This is a genomic window from Slackia piriformis YIT 12062, from assembly GCF_000296445.1.
Lineage (GTDB): Bacteria > Actinomycetota > Coriobacteriia > Coriobacteriales > Eggerthellaceae > Slackia > Slackia piriformis.
Genome location: NZ_JH815199.1, coordinates 58,742 through 81,547 on the forward strand (window position 1 = coordinate 58,742; position 22,806 = coordinate 81,547).

The following is a 22,806-nucleotide window of genomic DNA, read 5'->3' on the forward strand; positions in this document are numbered from 1 at the left end:
ACCCGATTCGGGATTTTTTGGCAAAAGGGCGATGCGCAAGCCACGACCTAAGAGAATGTTTCACGTGAAACTTCCGCCAAAAACGAAACTTGCGCATCGAAAAGATAGCTTTATCGGAGCTTGCCTCATGCCCAACCAAGTGCATGAGGCAAGCATCTTCCTCTTCTATTCGACGAGTATTATGTCGAATAGAATAATATCTGGCATTTTTGTATCACCCATTGTTACATGATACGAGGGACAGCCGAATGCAATCCTGCCAGACCGGCGCATTGCTTAAGAGCCCGCCCGGTCCGCTGCGTGAAACAAATCCACCCCGAACCCCAATCCGCCACAACGGCCCGATTATGACCGAGGACGTAGAGGATCTTTCTGGGCAAGGCCGATTCTTCGAGGAAGCTTTATCCGAGGAGCTCCTGTTTTCTCGAAAACAAAAATCCTTCGGGTCGAATCATCGCTGAGGCGAAACGTCTGATCGCACTCCAAACGAAGCCCTACAATCTCTTGGATTCCCAGCGCATTCTCGATCTCTTCGCCGGTAGGCTGAGCCTTATAGCAGATAAGGCGGCCTCCCTTCTTCAGAAGCGGAGAGGCAAGCTCCATCAAAGACGGAAGAGAGCTCAATGCTCGTGCCGTCAGTACGGAAAACTGCCCTTTCCTCTCCTTGGCGAGGTCCTCAATCCTCCCTGCGTACACATCGATAAGGTCCCCGAGACCAAGATTGCCCGCAACACCATCAAGCGCGGCGACCTTCTTCTTGACCGAATCGACAAGAAGGGTCTTGCGGCCCGTCATGATGCAAAGGGGGATGCCCGGAAACCCGCCGCCCGTTCCCAGATCGGCATAAAGACCCTCGGGTGCGTCGCCGATGTAAGGAAGCCCCGTTAAACTGTCTTCGAGGTGCAAGACGATACCGCCCTCTTCGGAAAGAATCCGGGTTAGATTCATGGTCTTATTCACATCCATGATCGCATGAAGGTCGTCCATGAGCAAACGCTCACGGTCTTCCTTCACCTCAATGCCGTGGTATCCCTTCATCAATTCGGCTAAACGGCCCATGTTCACCTCTCATATATACAGTCGATTGGCTTATTGTACGCGAAGAAGGCATGCCAACAAAGAAAGCCGGGTCGGATACATCTATCCGACCCGGCTTCATCTTCGTTGTTGGCAAGCCCCCAGAAGGCTCAAACCCGCAATCGGGCTTTTGCAGACTCGCACGCTTTACGCTAACGAGGGATAACCACCACGTGACGGGCGCTTCCCTCCCCTTCGGAGGCGGTTTCCACGTCGTCGAAGTCGCGCAAAGTCAAATGAACAATGCGGCGCTCATAGGGGGTCATCGGACGAAGTTTAACGTTGCGATGCTGAGACGCCGCGCGGTTCGCTGCCGAGCGTGCAATGGACTCGAGCTTCTGGCGCTGACGATTTTTGTAGCCTTCCACGTCAACCACGACGGGATAGCGGAACCCAAGCGTGCGCGTCGTAATGGCAGAGATGATGAACTGGAGAGCATCGAGCGTCTTTCCATGGCGACCAATCAAGATGGCCAGATTGTCGCCGGTAATGTCGAGAATCAGCTCGCCTTCATCGCCTTCGTACTCGTCGATAGTGACCTCTCCGACATCGAAGTGCTTCAGGATGCCCTGCAGCGCGTCTATGGCGGTGTCCGCCACGCGGTCAAGCTCCTCTTCGGTAAGCTCCACCATTTCGGTATGAGAGCTGTCTGCCTGAATTTCCTGTTCGGAATCTTCTTCGACGCCTTCTACGGCCACGATATCCTCTTCGGTCATAACGCGTCCTTCCTTCCATCAACAGCACATCCTCCTCAAGAGAACGCGCCCTGTTTCATTTAACGCTTCTTGGTGGGGCGCTTCTTCTTCTGCTTGCGCTCCACGTTGACCTTGACCGGCTTCACGTCGATCATTTCCGCCTCTTTAGCAGCTTCAGCTTTTTTCATCATACGCATGGTGATCTGGTTCTGAAGAATGCCGATAACAGACGAGGTGCCCCAGAACAGCAAAACGCCGGCAGGAGAACCCCACGAAATCCAAAGCATCATCAAGGTCATGATGCCGCCCATGATGAGCATCTGATTGCGCTGGGCGCTATCGTTGTGGATGTTCTGGAGGATCATCGGCAAGAACGTTGCCAGGGCGAACACCAGCATGAGGACGAGGTACGGGAAAAACGCCGCGATGCCGTGAGAGAACATTTCAGACGGGGTCAGCGTCAAATCCGGAACCATCCCGTAAAAAGTGTAGCTCGTACCAGTCTGACGGCCACCAAGCTCGCGCAAGGTCTGAAACATAGCCAAGAAGATCGGCATTTGAAGAAGCATGGGGAGACAGCCCGCCAAAGGGTTGAACTTCGTCTCGGCGTACAGCTTCTGCATCTCCTCGTTCATGCGAACGGGATCGTTGGAGAACTTCGTCTGAACTTCCTTGATAAGAGGCTGAATCTTTTGCATCTGGAAGCTCGACTTGATCTGCTTGTGCATGATCGGAGCAACGATAAGGCGGAAGATGACCGTGATGATGATAATGGCCAAGCCCCAGTCGCCCACAAAGTTGGAGAAGAATTGGATACAGCTGAATATCCAATCTTTAAACGCGTCCCACATACGGTTCCTTTCTACAATTCGTCAGGTACAGGGTCATACCCGCCAGGATGAAAAGGATGACACCTGCAAATCCGCTTGATAGTCAGCCAGCCTCCCTTGATGAACCCGAATCTTCGGATCGCGATCATGCCGTATTCTGAACACGTGGGAATATAGCGACAACATGCCGGGAAGAGCGGGGAGATTGCAGAGCGATAGAACATGATGAGCCCAAGGGCAGCCCTCGACGGCAACGTGCCCATGAAGCAAAACACCGATTTCAAAGACATATGCAACCTTCTCATATCCGCCCGGAGCATTATCACGAAGCAGACTGAACGATTCCGGCCTTTGCTAAGGCCTTTTCACACGCTTTGCTCACTTTACTATAAGAAGCCTTCAAGATGGGTGCACGGGCCAGAAATACCACGTCGTAGCCTTCCCACGGCCCCCCGAAATCATAGGCGAGAGCACGCATGCGCCTTTTTGCGCCATTGCGCCAGACGGCACCTCCCGACTTTTTACCCGCAATAAAAGCAACACGACCATGAAGTAGTTCATGGTCGTGTTGATTGTTTTGCTTCAGCACAATCACCGTAAGAAAAGGCGTGCTGAATCTTTTTCCTTGCGAGAAAAGAAGCGAGATATCGGCGCTCGACTTTATGGTCGATTTCACACCGATGCCTTTCTTCTACACGCAAAGACGCTTGCGGCCCTTAGCACGACGAGCGGCCAAGACAGCACGACCACCTTTGGTAGCCATGCGAGCACGGAAACCGTGGCACTTGGCGCGCTTGCGCTTATTCGGCTGGTAAGTGCGCTTCATATCGTCTCCCTTTCACGGTCAGCATTTGATAGTCCATTAGTGAATAGCCGTATGATTGTACCGCGCGCAACCGAAAAGTAAACCCTTTTTGAAAACAATATCCCCGTTACTCCATGAAGAGCCACGGACCGGTCTTTCCCGTCCCTCTAGCTGGAGGCTTCTTCTTCCATGAGCGCCATCTTCGAAATGTTGAAAACGTTGAAAAGTGGCATAATCCCAGGAATTCGCGGTTGAAAAGTCTCTGGAAAACATTCCACACTGTTCTTTCCGTATGGAAAATATCCTTGTGAAAAAAGGCAGTATGCAATCTTATACCTATCTGAACAGGCATTATACAAAATAGCTTCAATGTTTCTGCTTTTTGCCATTTTTCAGAACTGCCACGCTTTTCCAGGCTTTTTCCAGTTTAAAAACATGGAATTTTCCCTTCTCGACAAAGCAGCCCGCAGGGTTTTCCTCATTTTTAGAAGCGTTGCCCACTGTTTTCAATCAACTTTTCAAGAATGATTCCTGACTTTCCACAATGGTTGAATAAAATGTTGAAAACTTATAAAAGGCGGGGTGATACTGCTTGAAATTTTCCACGTACCCTCGAAATGCCCCTTGGAAAAGTTTTCCACAATCCGTAAAATGGGGAAAACCGATTCGGGGAAAACTATCTCGCTTCCTGGAATCGTCGGAAAATGATGAAAACTTCGGAATTAAATGGAAAAGCGTTGGAACCCACATCAAACACACCGCAAGACGCTCCAGAAACCGTCGGCTCGTTGAGCGACGATTTTTCCCATGCACTCACTTCCGCGCGCATCGCATGCTACGACGATTTCCGCAGCGCACCACGTGTTACCGAGATTGCACCGAACACAACAGCGGAATTCATCGAGAGCCTTGCCTCCACAATCTACACGCAGGCGCAGCAAACGGGCGGGTCCATCCCCTACACCGTTATCAGAGAAGTAAGCGAGAACTTCATTCATGCCCGATTCTGCGAAATCGTCGTTTCCATATATGACGGAGGAAACACCATCAGGTTCTCCGACCAAGGCCCGGGCATTCCCCAGAAAGAGAAAGCCCAGATGCCGGGGTTCTCTTCCGCCACAGACCCCATGAAACGATACATTCGAGGGGTGGGAAGCGGGTTGCCCCTTGTCAAGGAATACCTCTCCTTCTCCCATGGGCGCATTACCATAGAAGACAACCTCAGGGCGGGAGCGGTCGTCACCATAAGCGTCGCACCTGGTCAGGACCGCAGCCCATCGAAACGTCACACGAGCACGCCCCAGCGTAACGACTCGACCCCGCGTCTCACCGACCGAGAGAAGGACATCCTCCGCCTCCTCATGCAAGAAGGATCTCTGAGGCTCACGGACATCAAAAACGATCTCGGCCTAAGCCCTAGCACCGCGCACCGAATCCTCGGGAACCTCGAGGAGGCCGGGCTTGTGGAATCGGTCGGGAAGATGAGATGCCTGACCGACTTTGGCCTGGGCATTGCGGAAGACCTGTTTTAACCCCTCTAGACAAGGTACGCCGCACCTACAGCAAGAAGACAGCGGCATTACGCATATACGACACGGCTATTTCGTTAAACAAGACGACGAAGCAGCCTCTATCGAACGAAAGAGAAAGTGCAACCATGGTAGACTCCAGCAACCTCTACGAAACCTGGCAGCTCGTCTGCGCCCAGGTGAAAAGTTACGACACGGTCAACGCCATCCAGGTCGACGCTTTCTTCGGCCGCCTCCAACCCCAGGCCATATCCGACGGGTTTTTGATCGTAACCGCCGATACCGCATTCATAAAAGACCAGGTGGAGAGAAGGTTCCTTACCACCATACAGCAGGCTCTCAAAGACCTGTTCGGCATAGACTACCTTGTCGAGATAGAGGTAGACCCCACCGCAGGACAGCCCCTCGTCACCGCGCAGGCAGCGCCCGCACAAACCGTTCCGCCCGCCGCGCCCCATGCTCCGTACCCTTCGGCCCCTGCGCCCCAAAACGCCGCGCCTCAGCCTGCCCAGCCCATATTCGCAACTCCCCCGGTCGACGCAACGACGTCCCCGACCCCGTACGCGCCGCAAGCACAACCCACGGCCGAGCAGCCCGCCGCGCCCGCACCGACCTACGTGCCAACGCCAGAATCTCCCGCCGCGAACAACGCGAATCAAACCGTCGCGGCGCAGGAGAGCATTTCGCCCGCACAAAACCACGCCGCCGAACAGACCAACCCGGTCGATCGCATGCCGTCTTTCATGCCCGAGGAAGACTCCTCGTTCGAAGAATTCATGATGGAAAATGCGAATATCGCCAAGCCGGAACGCATGGAAGGTTCGCGGGAAGACCAGCAAAATACAAATCGTGAGCAGGGAAAACGCGGCGTCAACTCCGCGCTCGCATCGTCCCTTACGTTCGAGACCTTCGTTGTGGGAAATTCGAACAGGCTCGCCTACTCCATGGCCGTCGCCGTAGCTGAAGAGCCTGGGAAGAAAAACCTCAACCCCCTCTTTATCTACGGGCGAAGCGGCCTTGGGAAAACGCATCTACTTCGCGCCATTCAAAACTACATCCTCACCACGAACGAGCATATGCATGTCGTCTACATCGACTCGGCTGAGTTCCTCTCTGACTACACCGCAGCCGTTGCGGCGCATGACAAGAATAAGGACAGCTATCAGAATTTCCAGAACCGCTATCTCGATGCCGACGTCCTCCTCATCGACGACGTCCAGTACTTCCAAGGAAAATCGGCAACGGTCGATATTGTCTTCCAGCTTTTCAACAAGCTCACCGACATGGGAAAACAGGTGGTCCTCTCGGCAGACCGCGCACCGAAGATGATCGACATTGACGAGCGCTACACAAGCCGATTCAACTCCGGCGGAACGTATGACATCCAACCGCCGGAGGTCGAAACGAAGCTGGGAATCATCAAGGGCTTTATCGAGGAATATCGAACCTCCGAGAACGCCTACGACCTGTACGTTCCCGAAGACATACAGATGTACATAGCGGAAATCTCCAGCTCGAACGTTCGCGAGCTTAAAAGCGCCGTGACGAAGGTCATCTCTCAAATCACATACTTCGACAACCCGGACATCTCCCTTGCCGACGTCCGCTCCTTGCTGGAAAACCACTTCTCGTCGGGTGCCATGAAGCGTCTCGACGTGGGTTCGATTCAGCACGAGGTGGAACGCTACTATAAAGTCAGCCACGCCGATCTGGTAGGAAAGAAAAGATCGCGCAACATCGCTTACGCACGCCAGGTTGCCATGTACCTGTGCCGCCAAATGCTCGATATCCCCTACAACGACATCGGGAAGAAATTCGACCGAGACCACTCCTCCGTCATGTATTCGGTCGGGCAAGTGGAAGAGAAGCTCACGAAGAGCAGGGACCTCCAGGAAGAACTCGAATTGATCATTAAGAACATACGGGAAAACTAAGGTAAAGATCGTGCAATGCCGTGGAATGATAATATAGGCAATAATTCCGGTGGGATCGTGTGCAATACTCGGTACAGATATTCATCCGATAAAAAAGCACGGTGACATGGCGTTATTCGGATTTTTCCCCAATTCCACCGCCCTTATTATTACTACTATTCTAATTACTTTACCTTTACTGATAGAAGGGATAGAGGCGTGAGATTCAACATAAACAAGAGCGAGCTGCTCAATGCCCTGACAATCGTATCGAAAGCGGCATCTTCCCGTTCGACGCTTCCAGTGCTCTCGGGTGTCTACGTCAAGGCGCAAGAATCGAATCTCGTCATGCAGACGACGGACCTGGAACGTTCGATCCGATACACTGTCCCTGCACTCATTGAGGAAGAGGGATCCATCGTTATTCCCGAGAAACTTCTGCTCGATATTGTCAAACAGCTCCCCGAAGCCGCCGTGGGATTCGAAACCCAGGAAGGCACGGTATCGGTATCGTGCGATAAATCCTCCTTCGTTCTTAAGACTCTCGACCCGAACGACTTCCCCGAATTCCCTGTCGTCGATGTAGACAACCGTATCAGCGTTCCCTTCGACACGTTCTGCCATATGATTAAACGCGTTGCGAAGGTCGTTTCGAAAGATCAGAGCCGCGCAGTTCTTACGGGCGTTCTCATCTCTACAAGCGAACAATCGCTGAAAATGGTCGCAACCGACTCTTATCGTCTTGCGGTATCTGAAACCGAAGTGCAAGGAATAGAAGAAGGATTCGAAGCCATTGTTTCCGGAGCCTTTTTGCAGGAAGTAGCTTCTCTTCCTAAAATCGGAGACTCCATTGAAATCGGCCTTTCGGAAAACCAGGTCGTGCTTACCTATCAGAGCATGGTTTTCATCAACAGGAGAATCGAAGGCAACTTCCCCAACTACAAGCAGCTCATCCCCGCAACGTACGTGACGAAATCGTGCTTTGCCACGCAAGATCTCATTACGGCGGTTAAGCGCGTAGGCCTGGTAAGCAGTCTTTCCTCCCCTATCAAATTCGACATCAACGAAGCGACGAAAAACGCCATCATCAACACAACGTCGCAGGATGTCGGGTCGGCGGAAGAAATTCTGCCTTGCGAGGTGGACGGCGAAAGCACCCAGATCGCGTTCAACCATCAGTACGTTCTTGACGGGTTGATGTCGATTTCTACGCCGCAGGTGTTCCTTGAGACGCAATCTCCCTTGAAGCCTGGCATCTTCAAAGCGGCTGGTGAGGACAAATTTCTATATCTGGTCATGCCTGTTCGCATTGCGTAAGGTATGCGTCCATGGGTCTTCATATAGACACGGTACGATTCGAAGACTTTCGAAGCTACGCGTCTTTCGAGCTGGATAACCTTGCAGGCACAACGGTACTTGTCGGACCTAACGCCGCGGGGAAAACGAACGCTATCGAGGGGATGCAGCTTCTGACGGCATGCGGTTCTTTCAGAAACCCACGTTCTGCCGATTTGATACGCTGGGGCAAGCAGCGGGCGCGCCTTCGCGCCCGCTTCGTCTCCGACACGCGCGATCTTTCCATCTCTCTCGAGGTCAGACCCGGGGTGCGTTCCTATGCCGTGAACGGCAAGAAAAAGGCCGTCCAAGACCTCCAGGGCATATTGCCGTCGGTGACGTTTTCTCCCGACGACCTTTTTCTCGTGAAAGGGACCCAATCGGCCCGCCGTGCCGCGCTCGATCTCGTTGGGTGCCAACTTTCTCGGAACCACCGCGTTATCAAGCGGGATTACGAGAAACTGGTCAAGCATAAAAACGCGCTTCTTCGTGATGAGGCGCCGGCTCTTCTTCTGGAATCCGTGAATGACATGCTTGCTCCAACGGCATTGCAGCTGTTTCTGTATCGCCAGGCCCTGGTTTCGAACCTGGCGAAGCGAATGGCGTCCGCCTACGAGGCGATTGCGGGCGGTGCCGAGCATATAGAGGCGGTGTATGTCCCCTCCTGGGAAGAAGAACATGTCAAGCAGGCGTCGCGAGTGCAACCCTTGGGTCTTCATTACGATAGGGAATCGGCGGAGGTTTCGCTTCGCCGGGCCATGCAACGCCGAGGAACAGAGGAGCGCGCGCGTCGAAGAAGCGTCGTGGGCCCTCATGCCGACCACGTGGAATTCTTCATCGACGGTCGTAATGCATCGATGTTTGCGTCTCAAGGGCAGCAGCGCTCCCTGGTCTTGGCGTGGAAGATTGCCGAGGTCGGGATTGTGGAGGAAATGCTCGGGGTTCCCCCTGTCCTGCTTCTGGACGACGTCATGAGCGAGCTTGATGCCTCACGTCGCGCCGCCCTCATGGCCCTTGTCTCGAAGGGATCCCAGGTGTTCGTGACAACCACCGATACTTCTTTTTTCGAAGAGGCCGCGCTGGGCGCAGCCAGCGTCGTGGAGCTGAAAGGCGGGTTGCGGTGAGCTCGATGAAGTCGTTTTCTTCCGTTCTGCAGAATAGCCTCAGGTCGACGGCGGCCTCGAGCGAGCTTGCCGCGAAGGCCGCGCGGGCGAACAAGGTGAAGCAGATGTGGCGTGAGGCCGTGGATCCCGTTTTTCTCGACCACACGAACGCTGTCTACATCGTTCGCGAGGGCGACGAAAAGACGCTCATCGTCTATGTCGACGACAGCATGTTCGCTGCCGAGCTCAATGCGCGAAGGGAATTGATCAAGCTTAAATTCCTGCAGAAATTCAACGAGGAAATCGAAGAGTTCAAAATTCTCATTTCCCGCGGCAGGTACAAGCAGAATTATCCATTCCGAGACCAAGGCGGCGATCCGTTTTACGTGGAGCCTGCTGTTCGGGTTCCGCTTCCCGAAGAAAGGAAGGCTGAGTTGGAGGAGCAGTGTTCGCTCATTTCCGACGAACGTCTTCGCAAATCGCTTTTGAAAGCGATGATTTCCGATTTGGAGTGGAAATCTGGCATAGAAAAAAGAAAAAGCAATAATCGAGCCTTGTAGGGGATGTGAAGCATCTCAAACGCGCTGTTTAATGAATCTATGAAACAGCGGTTTATGGTAGAATTTATAGATTGCTGGAAAACGGATTTCGCCTGCAGTCGCAGCGTGTTTGCCCGCGCGGTGCGGGAAGTTTTCCGTCAACCCCTAGCCCGTCAACAGAACCAGAAAAGGAGTACGCACGTGGCACAGAAAAACCCCGGCCATTACGATGGTTCGGATATCCAGGTGCTCGAGGGCCTGGAAGCGGTCCGCAAACGTCCTGGCATGTACATTGGCTCCACTGGTCCGCGTGGTCTTCACCATCTGGTCTATGAGGTCGTCGACAACTCTGTCGACGAGGCTCTGGCCGGATTCTGCACGAAGATCGACGTGACCATTCACGAGGACAACTCCATTACGGTTGTAGACAACGGCCGCGGTATTCCTATTGACGAACATCCAAAGGAAAAAATTCCTACGGTTGAAGTCGTTCTTACCATCCTTCACGCGGGCGGCAAGTTCGGCGGCGAGGGCTACAAAGTCTCCGGCGGCCTCCATGGCGTCGGCGTTTCCTGCGTCAACGCCCTTTCCACTCGTCTCGAAGTTGAGGTCAAGCGTGACGGCGGGCTGTATTTTATCGCGTTTGAGCGCGGCAAAACGGTGGAAAAGCTCCGCCGCATCGGAGATGCGGAGGGAACGGGAACCAAGACCACGTTTTGGCCCGACCCCGAAGTGTTTACCGAGACGCTCGTCTACGACTACAGCACGCTTGCGCAGCGTTTTCGCGAGATGGCCTTCTTGAACAAGGGCCTTCATATTGAGCTGACCGACGAGCGCGATCTTGACGGAAGCGGCAAGCCGAAAAGCGAAACGTTCCAGTTTGCAGGCGGCATTGTGGACTTCGTCAATTACATCAACGAAGGAAAAGAAACCCTCAACAAACCGATCTATTTCGAGGCGGAAAGCGACGATGGCACGGTCGAAATTGCCATGCAGTGGTCGAGCAGCTACTCCTCGAACGGCATCTTGGCGTTCGCCAACAACATTAACACCCACGAGGGCGGTACTCACCTCGACGGCTTCAAGAACGCCCTGACGCGCACGATCAACGATTACGCGCGCACGCACGGAATCCTGAAAGAGAAGGACAGCAACCTTTCCGGCGACGACACGCGCGAGGGTCTTGCGGCCATTATCAGCGTGAAGCTGCACGATCCCCAGTTCGAGGGTCAGACGAAAACGAAGCTTGGAAACACGGAGATTCGCGGCCTTGTCCAAGGGGCGGTGACCAAGGGCCTCGCGGAGTTTCTCGAGGAGAACCCGGCGCCCGCGAAGCGAATCATCGGCAAGGCGACCCAGGCCCTCAAGGCGCGCGAAGCCGCGCGCAAAGCGCGTGAGATGACTCGTCGCAAAGGTGTGCTCGACAGCTTCAGCATGCCCGGCAAGCTTGCCGACTGCTCGAGCAAAGACCCGGCATTGTCTGAAATCTTCATTGTCGAGGGCGACTCGGCAGGTGGATCGGCAAAGCAGGCTCGCGACCGTAAGTATCAGGCCATCTTGCCCTTGCGCGGCAAGATTCTGAATGTCGAGCGCGCCGGCCTTAACCGAGCCCTGTCGAGCGATACCATTTCAAGCCTCATCACGGCCATCGGTACGAATATCGGGGACGACTACAACGGAGATGCCGCCCGCTACCATCGCATCATCATCATGACCGATGCCGATGTCGACGGAGCCCATATCCGCTGCCTGTTGCTCACGTTCTTCTACCGTTATATGCCCGATCTCATCAATCGCGGATACATATACATCGCGCAGCCTCCGCTGTACGGTCTGAAGAAGAAAAACTCGAAGTCGGGCAAGATTTTGAAGTACCTCTTCAACGACGAAGCGAAAGACGCTCTGATGGAGGAGCTTGGCGACGATGCCGAGAAATACGACATGCAGCGCTATAAAGGCCTCGGCGAGATGGATCCTGGGCAGCTGTGGGAAACCACGATGGAGCCCGAGACGCGCACGCTTTTGCAGGTGAGCATCGAAGACGCCGCCGCTGCGGAGCTCGCGGTTTCCGAGCTCATGGGCGACCAGGTCGAACCCCGTAAGGAGTTCATCCAGAAGCACGCGCGCGACGTTCGCTTCCTGGACATTTAGCGCCGTGGTCCGGCGTTTTGGCTATCGATTGATGCGATGGCGCCGGGCCGCCGGATGTTTCACGTGAAACATCCGGGCGTTTCACGCGTTTTTGCAAATGATGGAACTACGATTTCTACGTTGGAGGAAGAATCGTGGCTGAACAAAAATTCGACGAAATCGACTCTGGAGCCGCCGGCGTCAAATCCGCCGAGCTCGGCAAGGAGATGCGCACGTCGTTCCTCGAATATTCAATGAGCGTTATCATGTCGCGTGCGCTTCCTGACGTGCGCGACGGCCTCAAGCCGGTTCATCGCCGCATCCTGTATGCGATGTACGACAGCGGCATCACCCCGAATCGTCCGCACAGCAAGTCTGCCCGTACAGTCGGCGACGTTATCGGCAAATATCATCCCCACGGCGACTTCGCTGTGTACGACACCATGGTTCGCTTGGCTCAGGATTTCTCCATGCGCGTCCCTTTGGTCGACGGCCATGGAAACTTCGGAAGCATCGACGGCGACTCCGCTGCGGCTATGCGTTACACCGAGGCGCGCTTGGCGAAGCCCGCCATGGAGCTTCTGCGCGACCTTGAGAAAGAGACGGTGGATTGGCGTCCTAACTACGACGAAAGTCTGCAGGAGCCTGAGGTGCTGCCGGCGCGCTTCCCGAACCTTTTGGTCAACGGGTCGAACGGTATTGCCGTCGGCATGGCGACGAATATCCCCCCGCACAATCTCGGCGAGACCATCGACGCTACGTGTCTGATGCTCGACAATCCCGATGTGACCACCGAAGAGCTTATGAAGGTTCTTCCCGGTCCCGACTTCCCCACCGGGGGCATCGTCATGGGCCGAAAGGGAATCATCGATGCGTATGAAACCGGACGAGGAAGCCTGACTATTCGCGCGAAGCACAAAATCGTCGAAGGCAAGAACGGGAAAAGCTCGATCGTCATCACCGAGATACCCTATCAGGTCAACCGAACGAACCTGATGCAAAAGCTCGGAGAGCTCATTCGCGAAAAGAAGCTCCCCGAGATCTCCAACGTGCATGACGGCGCCGACCGCAATAGTCCGGTCGATATCATCATCGAATTGAAGCAGAACGCCATTCCTCAGGTTGTGCTGAACAAGCTGTACAAGCATACGCAGCTTCAGGTGGGCTGGGGTGTCAACATGCTCGCTCTTGTGGATGGCGTTCCTCACACGCTTTCGCTCAAGGAGATGCTGTTCCACTACATCAAGCACCAGGAGGACGTCATCATTCGCCGTACGCGCTACGACCTGCGTAAGGCCGAAGAGCGCGCCCATATCCTGGAAGGCCTGCTTGTTGCGCTCGATAACATCGACGAAGTCATCGCTATTATTCGCGGCTCTCAGACCGACAAGGAAGCTTCTGCGAAGTTGATCGAGCGCTTCAATCTCTCCGAAGCCCAGACGGCGGCTATTCTCGAAATGCGCCTGCGTCGTCTTACCGGCTTGGAGCGTCATAAGCTCGAAGACGAATTGAAGGAGCTGCGCGAGAAGATTGCGTACTACAAGCAGATTCTGTCCGATGAAGTCTTGATGCGCCAGGTTATCAAGGAAGAGCTTCAGGAGATAAAGAACAAATTCAACACCCCGCGTCGCACGCTCCTTTCTGCCGCGGCGAAAGACCTCGATATGGAGGATTTGATCGCCGAAGAGGACATGGTCGTTACGGTGACCAAGGCTGGCTATGTGAAGCGCCTCCCCGTCGCAACGTATCGCCAGCAGAAACGCGGCGGCAAGGGCATGCAGGGTGTGAACCTGAAAGACAATGATTTCGTCGAGCATCTGTTTGTGGCGTCGACTCACAGCTACATGCTGTTCTTCTCCACCGCAGGCAAGGTGTATCGTCTGAAAGTCTATGAACTGCCCGAGGCGAGCCGCCATGCTCGTGGAACGGCCATCGTGAACCTGCTGCCTCTCGCTAAGGGGGAGACAATCTCCGCCATTATCGCGACGAAGGATTTCCCCGAGGATGAGTTCCTTATGTTCGGAACCGAGCAGGGTATGGTGAAGAAGACCTCCATGAGCCTGTACGACCGCACGCGTCGTGACGGGTTGATTGCCATCAACCTCAAAGAGGGTGACAGCCTGATTGCCGTACGCCGCGTGAAACGGGGCGAGAAGGTCATGATGGTGTCGAGCGCCGGTAAGGCCATCATGTGGGACGAAGCCGAGGCTCGAGCCATGGGTCGCGACACCATGGGCGTGCGCGGCATGACGGTGCCTGGCGACGTCAAGGTCTTGGGTATGGAGATTGCCAAACCGGACACCGAGCTGTTCGTCATTACCGAGAAAGGGTACGGTAAGCGCACTCCGGTATCGGAATATCCCGAGCATCATCGCGGCGGTCAGGGTGTGTTCACCATCACCATGACGGAGAAGAAAGGGCTTCTGACGGCTATGAAGGTCGTGAGGGAGGCCGATGAGCTCATGATCATTTCGGAGGAGGGCGTCGTCATTCGCACTCCGGTCGAAGACGTAAGCCAGCTTGGGCGTTCCACACAGGGCGTACGGGTCATGAATGTCGCAGAGGAAGACAAGGTGACGGCTGTGGCGATCGCGACGGATTCGACGAAGGAAAAGTCAAGCGAGGATTCCGAGGATGCCGAGACCGACTTCGAGCAGTTGGAGTCGGGCGATGTGTTTGTCGACGAAGACGCTGACGGAGAGGACGTTGACGAAGATTTTGAATCTTCCGAAGCGGACCAATAAGGCCCTGGCTAAAAAATATAAACAAGAAGAAAGAGGCGTCATGCCTCTTTCTTCTTGTTCTGAACCGAGAAAACGACTTTGTTTCAAAAAAGTTTAAAATTTTTCTCTACTTCGTAAAACCTTTTTGACCTGGTGTTTTATTGATTGCTGGAAGCTTGATTTGCTATGGATTGGCAGAAATGTCGAAAATTTTCTAAAAAAGTGCTTGGCAAATGAAAATCAGCGTTGTATTATAGCGGAGCACTTTTCGCGGGCCTGTAGCTCAGGTGGTTAGAGCGCACGCCTGATAAGCGTGAGGTCACAAGTTCGAGTCTTGTCAGGCCCACCATCCGCGATAAATAAACGCTCCACCGTGAGCCACGAGCCGGTGGAGCGTTTATTCAAAAAGTGTAGTCTCCATGGGGCTTTAGCTCAGCTGGGAGAGCGCGGGCTTTGCAAGCCTGAGGTCAGGGGTTCGATCCCCCTAAGCTCCACCATGAATCTTGACGCCGGCTTACGAGCCGGCGTTTTTTGCTTATACGGCGTTTGTTGTTTTCTTTGCAGGGCGTCTAGCGCCCCTGCGTCCGATGTTATAATGGCACGCCGTAAAATCCAGGAATCTGGTCAATCCGAAAGGAGGCGGGGTGAACCGCATAGAAGCGCTTAATATTCTCGGGCTCGATGACGATGCAACGGATCGGGATATTAAGGTCGCCTACAAAGAGTGTGTTCAAATCCTGCATCCAGACAGATTTGCTGGCAACGCGAAGCTGCAAGATCGGGCAACCGAACAGTTCAAGCGTCTTCAAGACGCCTATGACTATCTTTCAAGCGGACGTGGGTCGAAGTCTTCGTCGGGCTCGTCTCGCTCAAGGTCGGCTCCTCCCCCTCATTTTGCGGAAGCGAAACTTGCGGGATTGGCTGCCGCGCGAACGCAGCTTATAGCGCAGCGTGACGCCCTTTATGACGAGCGTCGCAACGCCCTCATCATGATGGCGGCAGGCGCGGTGGGAGCTGTGCTTCTAAGGCGCATCGTATGGATCGCCGCTATTTTCGGCACTTTGGTGATATGGGGCATTGTGTCCTTCATCTCGACCCACCAAAACATTTCGACGATAAACGAGCATCTGAAAGAAATCGAGCTGCAAAAGCGCAGTATCGAAGAAGAATGGGAAGAAGAATAACCATGAAACAAGAGCAGCTTAGAAACGTGGCCATCATTGCCCACGTTGACCACGGCAAGACCACGATGGTCGACCGCCTGCTGTTTGCCGCCAACGTCTTTCGCAGCAACCAGCAGGTCGAGGAGCGCGTGCTCGACAGCAACGATCAGGAGCGAGAGCGCGGCATCACCATTCTGTCCAAGAACATCTCCATTCGATACAAAGACACCAAGATCAATGTCATCGACACGCCCGGCCACGCCGATTTCGGCGGAGAGGTGGAGCGTGTCCTCAATATGGCGGACGGCGCTCTGCTTATCGTCGATGCCTACGAAGGACCCAAGCCCCAGACTCGTTTCGTCCTGTCCCATGCCCTGGAGCTCGGTTTGCGCATCGTGGTGGTGGTGAACAAGATCGACCGTCCGAATGCGAACCCGGAAGGCGCGGTCGACAAGGTGTTTGACCTTATGGTTGAGCTCGGTGCTTCTGATGATCAACTCGACTTCCCCGTGGTATATGCCTCTGCAGTGAACGGCTATGCCCGCTTCGATCCCGAAGACGGCAATATGGACATGGTTCCGCTGCTCGATACCATTCTGAAGGAGATTCCCGCTCCCGAGGTGGAGGTTGAGGCGCCGGTTGCTTTACAGGTGTGCACCATCGACCATAGCAGCTACGAAGGCCGTATCGGCATCGGTCGTCTTCATAGCGGCGTTATGCATGAAAAAGAACTTGTGTTGGTCAAAAAGGCCGATGGCAGCGAATACAACGCACAGGTCCGCAAGGTCTATACGTTCGAGAATCTCGGAAAGGCCGAAGTCTCCGAGGCTCAGGCGGGCGATATCATCGCGGTCATTGGCATTGAGGATGCCGACATCGGAGATATCATCACCGACCGTGAGAACCCGGTCGAGCTCGATCCCATTGCCGTCGAAGAACCTACGATGGCTGTCGTGTTCGAGGCGTCCACGAGCCCGATTGTCGGTCGTGAAGGCGATATCGTTGGCGCGCGCCAGTTGAAGGAGCGTCTGATGCGCGAGAAGGAGAGCAATATCTCCATGCGCATCGAGGAGACGGAAGACCATTCCGGCGTTCGCGTTGCCGGCCGAGGAGTTCTTCATCTGTCCGTCCTCATGGAGACCATGCGTCGTGAAGGATTCGAGTTCCAGGTCGGTCGTCCTCAGGTTGTGTACAAGACGGACGAAAACGGCAACAAGCTCGAGCCTATCGAGGAGGCTACGGTCGACGTTCCTAACGATTACGCCGGCAAGGTCATCGAAGTTTTGGGCACCGCCGGCGGCATCATGGAGGATATGGTCACCGACGAAACCCTCACCCATCTTACGTTCCGCATTCCTTCCCGAGGCACGATGGGTCTTAAGACCCGCGTGCTGAATGTGAGCCACGGCGAGGCTGTTTTGTTCCACCACTTCCGTGAATACGGCCCGTTCTCGGGTGATATGACCGGTCGTAAAAACGGCGGCATGATTGCCATGAGCACGGGTAAGGCCGTTGCATATGCTCTCGATACGCTTCAGGAGCGCGGACGCCTTTTCGTGAGCCCTGGCGACGAATGCTACGAAGGCATGATTGTCGGAGAGAGCGCGAAGGAAGGCGACATGGTCGTTAACGTCGAGAAGGCGAAGTCTCTCGGCAATCAGCGTTCCTCGAGCGCTGATAAAGCCATTCAGCTCACTCCTCCCGTTACGTTCACGCTTGAAGAGGCTCTCGAGTACATCGAGGACGATGAGCTCGTCGAAGTGACGCCTCAGAGCATCCGCTTGCGCAAGCGTCTGCTTTCCGCAACCGACCGTCGCAAGGCGAATAAAAAATAGAAACTACGTGCGTTATCTTTAAAGAGAGGGCTCATCGGAGCCCTCTCTTTGTTTGCGGGACATTGCGTGTCTTGGTTTTTTACATGCGGAGCAGGCATGAAACATGGCGGAACCGTACGACCCTTGTGAGTGTATTGTGGACGGCTTCGCCCGCGAAAGGGCATATGGCACAATACAAACGCTTAAACCCAAGGCGAAAGCCTTGTTGTCCTTGTATATGAGAGGTGTGCGTATGAAATCGACCGGACTGCTCAAGGTCGTATGCACTGCAGCGTTGGCTGCTTCGTGCTGTTTTGGCCTTGCTGCGTGCTCCCAGGATGGGCAATCCCAGACAGGATCGGGAATTGATGTCTCCGACGTGTCCGGCGGTGTTGCCGCCAAGGTCAACGGAGCGGAGATAGGTGAAAACGCTGTGACGGCGTACGTGGCTAATTTCCGGAACTCGAACGGACTTGCCGACGACACTGCGTGGGCTCAATGGATGGTCGATAACGGATTTACGGCATCGGATGTGCGCAGCCAGGTTATCGACTACTACGTGAGCCAGGAACTGATTCGCCAGGCGGCGTCCGAAAATGGCGTCACGGTTGATTCCTCCGAGGTTGACGGTCAGATTTCCACCATGCGCAGCTATTACTCTTCCGATGAGGAGTGGAATGCCGCCCTCGAGGCTGTCGGAACCACCGAGGACCAGTATCGAGACATGATTGAGCTTAGCCTGACCGAGACGGGGCTGAAGGATAAGGTAGCCACGGCGACCGAGCCTACGGACGAGGAAATGCTTCAGTATGCTCAGATGTACGCATCCGCCTATGATGGTGCGAAGAAATCAAGCCATATTCTGTTTGCATCCGATGACCAGGCAACAGCGCAGGAGGTTCTCGATAAGATCAATTCCGGTGAGCTTGATTTCGCCGATGCCGCGCAGCAGTATTCCCAGGATGAAGGATCTAAAGCCGATGGCGGAAACGTTGGCTGGGATAAACTGACCTCTTTCGTCGACGAATACCAGACGGCTCTTGACGGCCTTGAAAAAGATCAGGTAAGCGCTCTCGTTACGTCAACGTACGGCATCCATATCATCAAGTGCACGGACGTATTCACCGCGCCCGACGAGGTGACGTCCATCGATCAGATTCCCTCCGAATTCTCGGACAGCATCAAGCAATCTCTCGAGGCCTCGAGCAAGAATCAGTCTTACTCCGATTGGTACCAGAGCTATAAAGAGTCTGCCGAGATCGAGACCACCGATATGCCGAGCGGTCTTGCCTACGATGTAAGCACTGACGGCATCGAGCCGAGCGAGGGTTCAACCGCCGCAGCAACGCAGAGCGAAGGGGCCTCTGAAGGCGAAGAATCGACCGGCGAGGGTTCCTCCTCTGCCGAGGGGCAGGGAGAGGCAGCATCTGAAGAGCCCGCTGCCGAAGCATCCTCTTCTGAGTCTGAGCAGATTCCCGAAGCAACTCCCGCTTCGTAGAGAAGTTTCTCTTTTGGACTGATTTCGTTCGATTGGAGCCGCGCCAATGCGGCTCCAATTATTTTTTGCGAAAACCTATTTCCTTTTTCGCAATCTTTGCTATACTGCATGTTCGCTGCATGAAATACATGCAGAAGAGCCAAGGAGAGATGTCCGAGCTGGCCGAAGGAGCACGATTGGAAATCGTGTATACGCCAAAAGCGTATCTGGGGTTCGAATCCCCATCTCTCCGCCAGAAATTACCACGCCGCTTCAAGCGGCGTTTTTCTTTATTCGGGTGTTAAATCATTCGGAAGCGGTTTAGTCCACGGAGTGTTTCACGTGAAACATTGTCCCGGGAAACAAAACACTTGTCCGATTTGAGCGAACCTGTTACCATGCACTATTGCGCATGACGGAAGTCGCGCCATCCTACGGAGGGGTGGCAGAGTGGTTGAATGCGGCGGTCTCGAAAACCGTTTCACCCGCAACCCGGGTGACGAGGGTTCGAATCCCTCCTCCTCCGCCAGATACAACAAAGCGGGCCCGGTATTATCGGGCCCGCTTTTTGCTCTCGGGTGTCGATTGCTTCTTCGATTCAGGCATCAACGGGCTACGTAGTCGCAGACGGCGTTAATCTGTTCCTCGAACGACGTTCCAAACTTCCCCTCGAAGAAAGCCCCGCCGATAGTGAAGGCCCATGGCGAGGCCTCCTTGACCTCGTCGAGGCGCTGGTAGCTGTTGATGCTGCCGGCAAGGCATACGGGCGCATCAATAGCCTGCACGAATGCCTTATTCAGGGCGGCCGCATCTCCTGCGTATCGGTATCCTAGGAGATCGAAGCCGTAAACGCCCTTCTCCAACGCTCTGCGCGCCTCGTCAATCATCTCCTCGAGGGAGCCCTCGAGAACGGATGGCCGGCCAGATACTTTCCCTATGAACGGCATATACTTTAGTCCGTGAGCCTCGCAAAGCTCCCGTATGGAGTCCGAGTACATTGTGCCGAGAAGCACGTCTACGCCGCATTCCACCGCCATTTCCGCTCCGGCAAGGCATTCTGCATCCGTGTATGCGACAACTTCCAGAAACGTCATTTTGCCGCATTTCTTCATGACTGAGTAAAGCCTTTTCATATCTTCAAGAGGAAGAGGCTCTTCCTTGAACCCCCAGAAGCGAGCCTTGGAGTTCTTGCATGCTTCGAAGATCTCTTGTGCGTTTGATACGGTTCGGTCGTTATGCGTCAGCATGACGATGAGTTCAGGGTTGGTGTTCATATGCGGCGCCTCTCGAGGGCTTGTGTTTACAACGCCGTCATTATACAGCTCCGTGGTAATATGGCCTTTGTACCGCATGGGAGGAATATCGTGTTTGAGCAGTTCTATCCGTATGAATACGCGCAAAGCGTTTTCAGCATCGATTACGATAAGTTGTACGAGCTGGGGTATCGAGGCCTTATTTTTGACGTTGACAATACCCTCGTGCATCACGGAGACCCATCGACGGAAGAAGTGGATGCCTTTCTCCTCGAACTGCAATCTCGTGGTTTCAGGGTTGTGCTTTTGTCGGACAACGAAACGTCGCGTCTGGAGTCGTTTACCGCGAAGACCCATATCCCGTTTATCCCGGATGCAGGAAAGCCGAGCCCGAAGGGCTACGAAGCTGCTCTTGAGAAACTGGGCTTGGAGCGTAGCGAGGCAATCGTTATAGGCGACCAGATGTTTACCGATATCCGCGGAGCGAACGCGAGCGGCCTTGCGAGCATCTTGGTTCACTACGTCACGGTTCCAGGGCAGCGCATCGGAAAGCGTCGTTATGTGGAGAAGGCGCTGCTTGTCCTGTGGAGGAAAAGCGGGCGTCTGCATCAGCGCCTAGGATTTGTCGAGCGCCCCTTGTAGAAGAAAATGGAAGAAATCATATCAGGTAAGGTACGAGATGGCCGATAAGAAGCGTGTTCGTTTTTGCGATATCAATCCTGTAACGTACGCAATTTCAGTGAAGAAAGAGATAGCGAAGAGGCATATCGAGAATGCGCGTTCTTCCGAGCGCTTCGCAACGGCGCGCTGCGAAGAAAAGCTTCCTGTCGTTCTCTCCCATAAAAGCAATATCCTCATTAAGACGGGAAAAGGTGTCGACCCTGTGCTTCAGCGGAACAAGGTCGTGAACCTCAAAATTGCCAGCGAGCCTATGAACGGGCTTGTTATTCATCCGGGGGAGACGTTTTCTTTCTTCAAGCTAACGGGAAAGATAACTCCGAAAAAAGGCTATAAGGCCGGTCGTGTGATTCAGGGAGGAAAACTGGTGCCGGATGTGGGAGGAGGGTTGTGCAATCTTGCCAACACCATCCATCTTCTTGTGCTGGATAGTCCTCTCGATGTGACCGAATTCCACACGCACTCCGATGCATTGGCTCCAGATCATGGGAAGCGCGTTCCGATGAGCGCAGGGACATCCGTGGGGTACAACTACGTCGACTTCAGGTTCAAGAACAATACCGATCAGGATTTTCAACTTTTGATCTGGTTCGATGAAGAGCGCATGTACGGTGAGCTTCGCTGCGAGAAGGAAATCCCTTTAGCGTATGAAATCGTGGAGGAAGACCATCATTTCGAAAAAGAGGGTGAAGACTATTATCGCGTAAGCAAAATCTATCGCGACGTCAAGGACAAGAGCACGGGGGCGTTCGTCCGCCGCGACCTTATATGGGACAATCGATCGAAGGTGATGTTCGATCCATCCGAGATACCCGCCGATCAGATAAGGGAGTAGCGTTCCTGCTCCGTGGGCAGACGGCGAGGGGCGCCCCGGCAAGAAAGGACGCATGGGTTTTGATGAGCGGCGGCTCCGCAGCATAGGAATGCGAAGCCGCCGTTTTTTGGTGATTTGAGCGATGGTGCGCGTTTTTAGTTCTTCAGGCTTCATGTCTGTTCGATACGCGCGCTTCTCCCCTATGCGCCTTGTTCTGTCGCCATGAAAAAAAAGAAGGTCCGCCTCTATGGGCGGACCTCAATCGGAAAACCAAGAGGATGTGTTACTCCTCGTCGTCCTCTATGATGGCGGGAACGGGCTCTTTGCTTGCCAGGAAGTTCGGGGCTTCGGCGATGTAGCAAACCTCTTCTTCGAAGGCTATTTCCTCCCCGCTCGCGTCATAGAGCAGGCCCACTGCCACGCCGTCTTTTTCGCCCGGGATGCCTCCCTCGGCAATGATGGCGTCTTTGTCCCCATCGTCGGTTTCGATGTAGCCGTCATAGCAAAACGCGTAAGCGCGCGCTCCTTCTGCCCCCTCGACGGTTTTCTGCGCAGAGGCGAAGCATTCGTCGGTGGTACCGTTGTGGGTTTCCTCGAAGACGGAATCGCCTACAAGGAGGGCCGTGAACGGAACTACGTCCTCGCCGTTTTCCATGCGCTGCTGTGCTTCCTCAATCACCTGAAGAAGAAGGATTTCAAGCGTTTCGTCTAGCTTGGGAACTCCGATGGTATCGCTTTCGACATTTCTATCAGCCATCGTATCTCCTTGGGTTAGGCGGCATTATGCCGCGGTTTCATATCCTGAAAGAAGTATAGGACAGGTGGCGTAGCGAGGGGAAAAGAACAAGAGAATCACTTGGAGAGCGGACGAAAGCGTTCGTTTTCGCGCAGAAAGACGGCAGGGTTTCGAGTGGTTGTTGGAAGAGGG

The 22,806-nt window shown here is 54.3% G+C and carries 20 protein-coding genes and 4 tRNA genes; 16 read left to right on the top strand and 8 right to left on the bottom strand.

Annotated features, from left to right (window positions below):
- Positions 1-345: 345 nt before the first annotated feature.
- The 6 genes from rsmG to rpmH form a co-directional block, all read right to left on the bottom strand.
- Entirely contained in the window at positions 346-1,059 is a 714-nt protein-coding gene (gene rsmG, locus HMPREF9451_RS08115) for a 16S rRNA (guanine(527)-N(7))-methyltransferase RsmG (protein ID WP_009139813.1), read from the bottom strand.
- A gap of 170 nt (positions 1,060-1,229) precedes the next feature.
- On the bottom strand, positions 1,230-1,793 hold the full coding sequence (locus tag HMPREF9451_RS08120; protein ID WP_009139814.1) for a Jag family protein: 564 nt from the start codon (positions 1,791-1,793) through the stop codon (positions 1,230-1,232).
- Between the two features lie 59 nt (positions 1,794-1,852).
- On the bottom strand, positions 1,853-2,623 hold the full coding sequence (locus HMPREF9451_RS08125) for a YidC/Oxa1 family membrane protein insertase (RefSeq protein ID WP_009139815.1): 771 nt from the start codon (positions 2,621-2,623) through the stop codon (positions 1,853-1,855).
- A gap of 11 nt (positions 2,624-2,634) precedes the next feature.
- On the bottom strand, positions 2,635-2,922 hold the full coding sequence (gene yidD / locus HMPREF9451_RS09735) for a membrane protein insertion efficiency factor YidD (protein ID WP_449329013.1): 288 nt from the start codon (positions 2,920-2,922) through the stop codon (positions 2,635-2,637).
- A gap of 2 nt (positions 2,923-2,924) precedes the next feature.
- Positions 2,925-3,278, bottom strand: coding sequence for a ribonuclease P protein component (gene rnpA / locus HMPREF9451_RS08130; protein WP_009139817.1), 354 nt, complete (start codon positions 3,276-3,278; stop codon positions 2,925-2,927).
- A gap of 15 nt (positions 3,279-3,293) precedes the next feature.
- On the bottom strand, positions 3,294-3,428 hold the full coding sequence (gene rpmH / locus HMPREF9451_RS08135) for a 50S ribosomal protein L34 (protein WP_040626826.1): 135 nt from the start codon (positions 3,426-3,428) through the stop codon (positions 3,294-3,296).
- A 686-nt stretch (positions 3,429-4,114) separates the two neighbouring features.
- On the opposite strand from rpmH, the gene HMPREF9451_RS08140 reads away from it, so the two are divergent.
- The 14 genes from HMPREF9451_RS08140 to HMPREF9451_RS08205 all read left to right on the top strand — a co-directional run bounded on the left by HMPREF9451_RS08140 (position 4,115) and on the right by HMPREF9451_RS08205 (position 19,662).
- Complete coding sequence (locus HMPREF9451_RS08140; RefSeq protein WP_009139818.1) at positions 4,115-4,939, top strand: helix-turn-helix domain-containing protein; 825 nt, start codon at positions 4,115-4,117, stop codon at positions 4,937-4,939.
- A 125-nt stretch (positions 4,940-5,064) separates the two neighbouring features.
- Positions 5,065-6,870 (top strand): chromosomal replication initiator protein DnaA, encoded by a 1,806-nt coding sequence (gene dnaA / locus HMPREF9451_RS08145; RefSeq protein WP_009139819.1) that lies wholly within the window; start codon positions 5,065-5,067, stop codon positions 6,868-6,870.
- A gap of 198 nt (positions 6,871-7,068) precedes the next feature.
- Positions 7,069-8,166 (top strand): DNA polymerase III subunit beta, encoded by a 1,098-nt coding sequence (gene dnaN / locus HMPREF9451_RS08150; protein WP_009139820.1) that lies wholly within the window; start codon positions 7,069-7,071, stop codon positions 8,164-8,166.
- Between the two features lie 11 nt (positions 8,167-8,177).
- Complete coding sequence (recF, locus tag HMPREF9451_RS08155; RefSeq protein WP_009139821.1) at positions 8,178-9,308, top strand: DNA replication/repair protein RecF; 1,131 nt, start codon at positions 8,178-8,180, stop codon at positions 9,306-9,308.
- Positions 9,309-9,313: 5 nt separating this feature from the next.
- Positions 9,314-9,847, top strand: coding sequence for a DciA family protein (locus tag HMPREF9451_RS08160; protein ID WP_232204121.1), 534 nt, complete (start codon positions 9,314-9,316; stop codon positions 9,845-9,847).
- 180 nt (positions 9,848-10,027) lie between these two features.
- Positions 10,028-11,977, top strand: coding sequence for a DNA topoisomerase (ATP-hydrolyzing) subunit B (gene gyrB, locus HMPREF9451_RS08165; protein ID WP_009139823.1), 1,950 nt, complete (start codon positions 10,028-10,030; stop codon positions 11,975-11,977).
- Between the two features lie 134 nt (positions 11,978-12,111).
- Entirely contained in the window at positions 12,112-14,700 is a 2,589-nt protein-coding gene (gene gyrA, locus HMPREF9451_RS08170; RefSeq protein ID WP_009139824.1) for a DNA gyrase subunit A, read from the top strand.
- Positions 14,701-14,951: 251 nt separating this feature from the next.
- Positions 14,952-15,028: transfer RNA gene (locus tag HMPREF9451_RS08175), tRNA-Ile, on the top strand.
- Positions 15,029-15,100: 72 nt separating this feature from the next.
- Positions 15,101-15,176 (top strand) — tRNA-Ala (locus tag HMPREF9451_RS08180).
- A gap of 147 nt (positions 15,177-15,323) precedes the next feature.
- The gene (locus tag HMPREF9451_RS08185; protein WP_009139825.1) at positions 15,324-15,863 is read left to right on the top strand and encodes a J domain-containing protein; all 540 of its coding nucleotides are present in this window, start codon (positions 15,324-15,326) and stop codon (positions 15,861-15,863) included.
- A gap of 2 nt (positions 15,864-15,865) precedes the next feature.
- A complete protein-coding gene (typA, locus tag HMPREF9451_RS08190; protein ID WP_009139826.1) occupies positions 15,866-17,677 on the top strand; it encodes a translational GTPase TypA in 1,812 nt (603 codons plus the stop codon).
- A gap of 232 nt (positions 17,678-17,909) precedes the next feature.
- Positions 17,910-19,154 carry a peptidylprolyl isomerase gene (locus HMPREF9451_RS08195; protein ID WP_051001038.1) on the top strand — a complete coding sequence of 415 codons (1,245 nt, stop codon included), beginning with the start codon at positions 17,910-17,912 and terminating at the stop codon, positions 19,152-19,154.
- A gap of 143 nt (positions 19,155-19,297) precedes the next feature.
- Positions 19,298-19,389, top strand: a tRNA-Ser gene (locus HMPREF9451_RS08200).
- 180 nt (positions 19,390-19,569) lie between these two features.
- A tRNA-Ser gene (locus HMPREF9451_RS08205) sits at positions 19,570-19,662 on the top strand.
- Positions 19,663-19,738: 76 nt separating this feature from the next.
- Here HMPREF9451_RS08205 and HMPREF9451_RS08210 read toward each other — a convergent pair.
- A complete protein-coding gene (locus tag HMPREF9451_RS08210) occupies positions 19,739-20,407 on the bottom strand; it encodes a hypothetical protein (protein ID WP_009139828.1) in 669 nt (222 codons plus the stop codon).
- 90 nt (positions 20,408-20,497) lie between these two features.
- Between HMPREF9451_RS08210 and HMPREF9451_RS08215 the strand changes: the two genes are divergently transcribed.
- Together HMPREF9451_RS08215 and HMPREF9451_RS08220 are read left to right on the top strand one after the other, a co-directional pair.
- Positions 20,498-21,028 (top strand): YqeG family HAD IIIA-type phosphatase, encoded by a 531-nt coding sequence (locus HMPREF9451_RS08215; RefSeq protein WP_009139829.1) that lies wholly within the window; start codon positions 20,498-20,500, stop codon positions 21,026-21,028.
- A gap of 37 nt (positions 21,029-21,065) precedes the next feature.
- Positions 21,066-21,899: a VanW family protein gene (locus HMPREF9451_RS08220; protein WP_009139830.1), complete on the top strand. Its 834-nt coding sequence runs from the start codon at positions 21,066-21,068 to the stop codon at positions 21,897-21,899.
- A gap of 262 nt (positions 21,900-22,161) precedes the next feature.
- Here the strand turns inward: HMPREF9451_RS08220 and HMPREF9451_RS08225 are convergent, their stop codons facing one another.
- Positions 22,162-22,635, bottom strand: coding sequence for a hypothetical protein (locus tag HMPREF9451_RS08225; RefSeq protein ID WP_009139831.1), 474 nt, complete (start codon positions 22,633-22,635; stop codon positions 22,162-22,164).
- Positions 22,636-22,806: the final 171 nt, after the last annotated feature.